Raw genomic sequence first — 3,677 nt, 5'->3', positions numbered from 1 at the left:
TAAATGAAGCTGCAAAAGCTATGGAAAATATCGATACTAGTAAATTACTAGATGATGCTGCAAAGGCTATAGAAAATATTGATACTAATAAATTACCAGAAGATGTTTCTAATGCTATACAAAATATTGATACTGGTAAATTATTAGATGATCTTTCTAAAGCTCTAGAAAATGCCAAAAAATCTAATTAAATAATTAAAAAATAAAATAAATAAAAAAATAATTAGAGAGAAAATTATATGTCAAGAAAAATAGCTATGGTAGTATGGAGTAAGACTGGCAATACTAGATTAATGTCTAAGGCTATAAAAGAAGGTGCTGAAAATGCTGGAGCTTCTGTTGAAGTTTTCAAGTCTTATAATTTTGGTATAGAGGAGGCTAAAAGTTATGATACTATAGCTTTTGGCTGTCCTGCTATGGGGGCTGAAACTTTAGAAGATACAGAGTTTTTGCCTATGTATGAGACAGTTAAACCTTATTTAAAAAATAAAAAAATATTTCTGTTCGGCTCTTACGGCTGGGGTGATGGCGAATGGATGAGAGCTTGGAGAGAAGATGCTATTAATAATGGTATATCTTTATTTAGAGAGCCAATAATAGCAAAAGAAAAACCTTCAGATGATATACTTGATAAATTAAAAAGTGTAGGAAGAGAATTAGCCTTTTCTTGAAAGATGATATTATTTTAAGTAATATCATCTTTTAAGACGTCTTATATCTATATTGTTAGTTGTAATTAGATTGTTATCTAAATATAATATAACTTCAAGATTATTTGCTTCTTTCCAATAATTTTTGTCAAAGCTCATTTTAAAACCTATTCTCTGACCTAGAGGAAATCTTATATTATAAAAAGAGTCATTTCCAGTAAATATTAATTTCTTATTTTTATACAGTGATAAACTTGCATTTAAATTTTCTATATTTATTGAGTTTGTATAATTAGAATTTTTTACTTCTATTGTAGCAACAACAGCTTCATCTTCATAAAACTCTACATTATTTATTTTTACTTCTATAGGTATATTTTTTTTTAATGCACTAAAATATGGTATATCATTAAAAAAGCCTTTTTTATAGAGAAGAAAAAATATTACAAGCAGTGTAAGAAAAGCCCCGTATAAAAACATAAACCATCTTTTTGCAAATATACTTACCTCTCTTTTTGGGGCTGGAGGTTTAGGCTGTCTGTTATTATAGAATTCTAATTCTGGTTTTTTAGGGTCATAAACTTCTCTTGGCAATTTCTTTATATCCTTTTTAATATTTTATATGATATGTCTGCTAAATCTTTAGGCTGAATATAATCATTTCCAAATTTTTTAGATAATATATTAAAAGATTTTGCCTGTATTATTAATGCTAGTTTAGAAGCATCTAGTATATTGAGTTTTCTTGCAAGTAACGCCCCAAGAAATCCTGCAAATACATCTCCCATTCCAGCTTTTCCCATAGATGGTTTTGGGTTATAGTTTATATATATATCATTTTCATGCATTAAAAAACTCACAGCATCTTTTAATATTATAGCTGCATTGGTTTTTTGTCTGTATTTTAATAAAGCTTCATAAGGATTTTCTAATGCTTCTATATGATTTATATTAGTTAATTTTTCAAATTCATATATATGTGGTGTTAATACAAAATTGCTGTTAAGTTCATTAAGTGTGCTTTCAAACATCAAATACAAAGCATCAGCATCTATAACAGTCGGTATATTTATCTGTTTAAGTATACTGTTTACAAAAACTTCAGTAGACATATTTCTTCCAAGTCCAGAACCTATTATGCAGGCATTGCTTTTATTTATATCATTAACTATTTCTATATCATTTTCTGTGAAGCATTTTTGATTATCTTCTCCCACACCTATAATAACAATTTCAGGCATAGAAGGCATAACAGCTTCTCTTATATTTTTTAATATTCCTCTAGGCACATAAAGTCTTATATATCCAACTCCAAGTCTGTAAGCAGCATGAACCGCTAAAACAGCAGCACCTATATACTCATCGCTTCCCGCTATTACAGCAAGCATTCCCTGTTCCCTTTTGCTGAAAAAAGCATTTCTATTTAAATTAATTTTTTCGCTATAGTCTATTAATTTGGCTTTATATCCGAAACCGTTTAATATATTTTCTGGAAATATCGATTTTATCATAAATAATTTTCCTATATATTCTCTTGTTCTATATAAGAAAAATATATCTTTAGCAAAACATACAGTATAAGTTTCATGAGCTTTAAAGCAAGTATGTACATTATCATAGTCATTTATTTTTGAAGCAAGTCCTGAAGGTATATCTATAGCTATTCTAAGAACATCTAATTTGTTTAAATTCTCTACAAGAGTTTTTTGTATGCCTTCTAAAGGTCTGTTTCCTCCAGTACCAAAAAGTGCATCCAACACTATTGATTTTTTTTCTATATTTTCTAAAGCTGATAAAACATCGTCTTCGCTTCCTAAATAACTTATATCTACATTCATAGATTTTAATATGTTAAAATTGGCATAAGTATCTTTATTAACTCTGTCAAGATTTCCAGTAATATATATACTCACATCATAGCCATTATTTATTAAATATCTTGCTATTGCAAGTCCGTCTCCGCCATTTCCTCCAACTGATGAAAAAATATATACGGTTTTTGTGTATAATAGTTTTCTATGCCTTTTTAATAAAAGATAAAAAATCTCGCTTGCTACATGCTCCATAAGAAGTATAGAAGGAATTTTTTCTGTGGTTTTTTTATCTATATTTATTAAATCTTCAGTAGTTACAACTTTCATTTTAATATTCCTAATTTTTCTTTGATTATATCTATAAATGATAATAATATATTTTCATTTAATTGTCCATACTTTATAAACTCATCATAAGTAATTTTTATGCTGCTGCTTTCTTTTACAATATTATTATAAGTATTCTCTGGAATCATATCAGCATTATTTTTAAATACATTCAAATCATAATATGCAGATAATTTCAAAGCCCATAATGCATGTTTCAGCTTTCTATCATTTATAAGTATAGGGTAGAGTAACATATAGCTTTTTGATAATGTATTATCTAAATTTTTAATTTCCTTATAAGAATAAAAGTCTGGAATATTTCTGTATGAAATACTGCTTCCTTTCTTTATAACATTGCTTATTTTGTATTTATCATTATTGTATGAGTATAATAAAGGCCAGTAAGTGGCATCACCATATAAATACTTGGCTATATCCCAATAATACATATCTTTTGATGTTATATACGATAAACTTGCAGCGTTCATTGAATTAAAAAATGTATTAACAACATCGTATAATTTTTGATTTTCTATATTATTGCTTGCTACAATTTTATTGCTTCCATAATAAATAGATACAATTATACCGATTATTAGTATGAATATTATTATTAGTGCTACTTTTAATATGCCTTTAAATAATTCAAAACTTTCTTTTCTTTTATTCATCTTTTTGTTATCCAATTCCTTAGTATTTTTGATATTTAGTAATTCTTTTTCTATATTTTGATTAGATATATTATTTTCTATAATAGAGTTTTCTTTTAAATCATTTATATCATTTTTATCAAAATTATTAATATCTAGTAATTCTTCTTTGCTGTATTCTTTCATTTCTGGGTAGTTATATTCCTTTTTATTATTTTCTTCAGATTTTGCTA

The 3,677-nt window shown here is 26.7% G+C and carries 4 protein-coding genes and 1 pseudogene; 2 read left to right on the top strand and 3 right to left on the bottom strand.

Annotated elements, in window-relative coordinates; all coding sequences use genetic code 11:
- Together F811_RS0100485 and F811_RS0100480 are read left to right on the top strand one after the other, a co-directional pair.
- The coding region (locus tag F811_RS0100485; protein WP_026364299.1) for a hypothetical protein at positions 1–191 on the top strand (191 nt) is incomplete at its 5' end.
- 48 nt (positions 192–239) lie between these two features.
- The gene (locus tag F811_RS0100480) at positions 240–671 is read left to right on the top strand and encodes a flavodoxin domain-containing protein (protein WP_020003359.1); all 432 of its coding nucleotides are present in this window, start codon (positions 240–242) and stop codon (positions 669–671) included.
- 24 nt (positions 672–695) lie between these two features.
- On the opposite strand, the gene F811_RS0100475 is transcribed toward F811_RS0100480, so the two are convergent.
- The 3 genes and pseudogenes from F811_RS0100475 to F811_RS16635 all read right to left on the bottom strand — a co-directional run.
- Positions 696–1,244 (bottom strand): hypothetical protein, encoded by a 549-nt coding sequence (locus F811_RS0100475; RefSeq protein ID WP_020003358.1) that lies wholly within the window; start codon positions 1,242–1,244, stop codon positions 696–698.
- A gap of 5 nt (positions 1,245–1,249) precedes the next feature.
- Positions 1,250–2,791: an NAD(P)H-hydrate dehydratase gene (locus F811_RS0100470; RefSeq protein WP_020003357.1), complete on the bottom strand. Its 1,542-nt coding sequence runs from the start codon at positions 2,789–2,791 to the stop codon at positions 1,250–1,252.
- Positions 2,788–3,677: pseudogene (locus F811_RS16635) on the bottom strand (hypothetical protein); the annotation flags it as partial. The gene F811_RS0100470 and the pseudogene F811_RS16635, both read right to left, overlap by 4 nt.

Source organism: Brachyspira innocens ATCC 29796, assembly GCF_000384655.1.
GTDB classification, from domain to species: domain Bacteria; phylum Spirochaetota; class Brachyspiria; order Brachyspirales; family Brachyspiraceae; genus Brachyspira; species Brachyspira innocens.
Note: the sequence above shows the minus strand (reverse complement) of the source record. Positions and strands in the feature narration are given on the sequence as shown.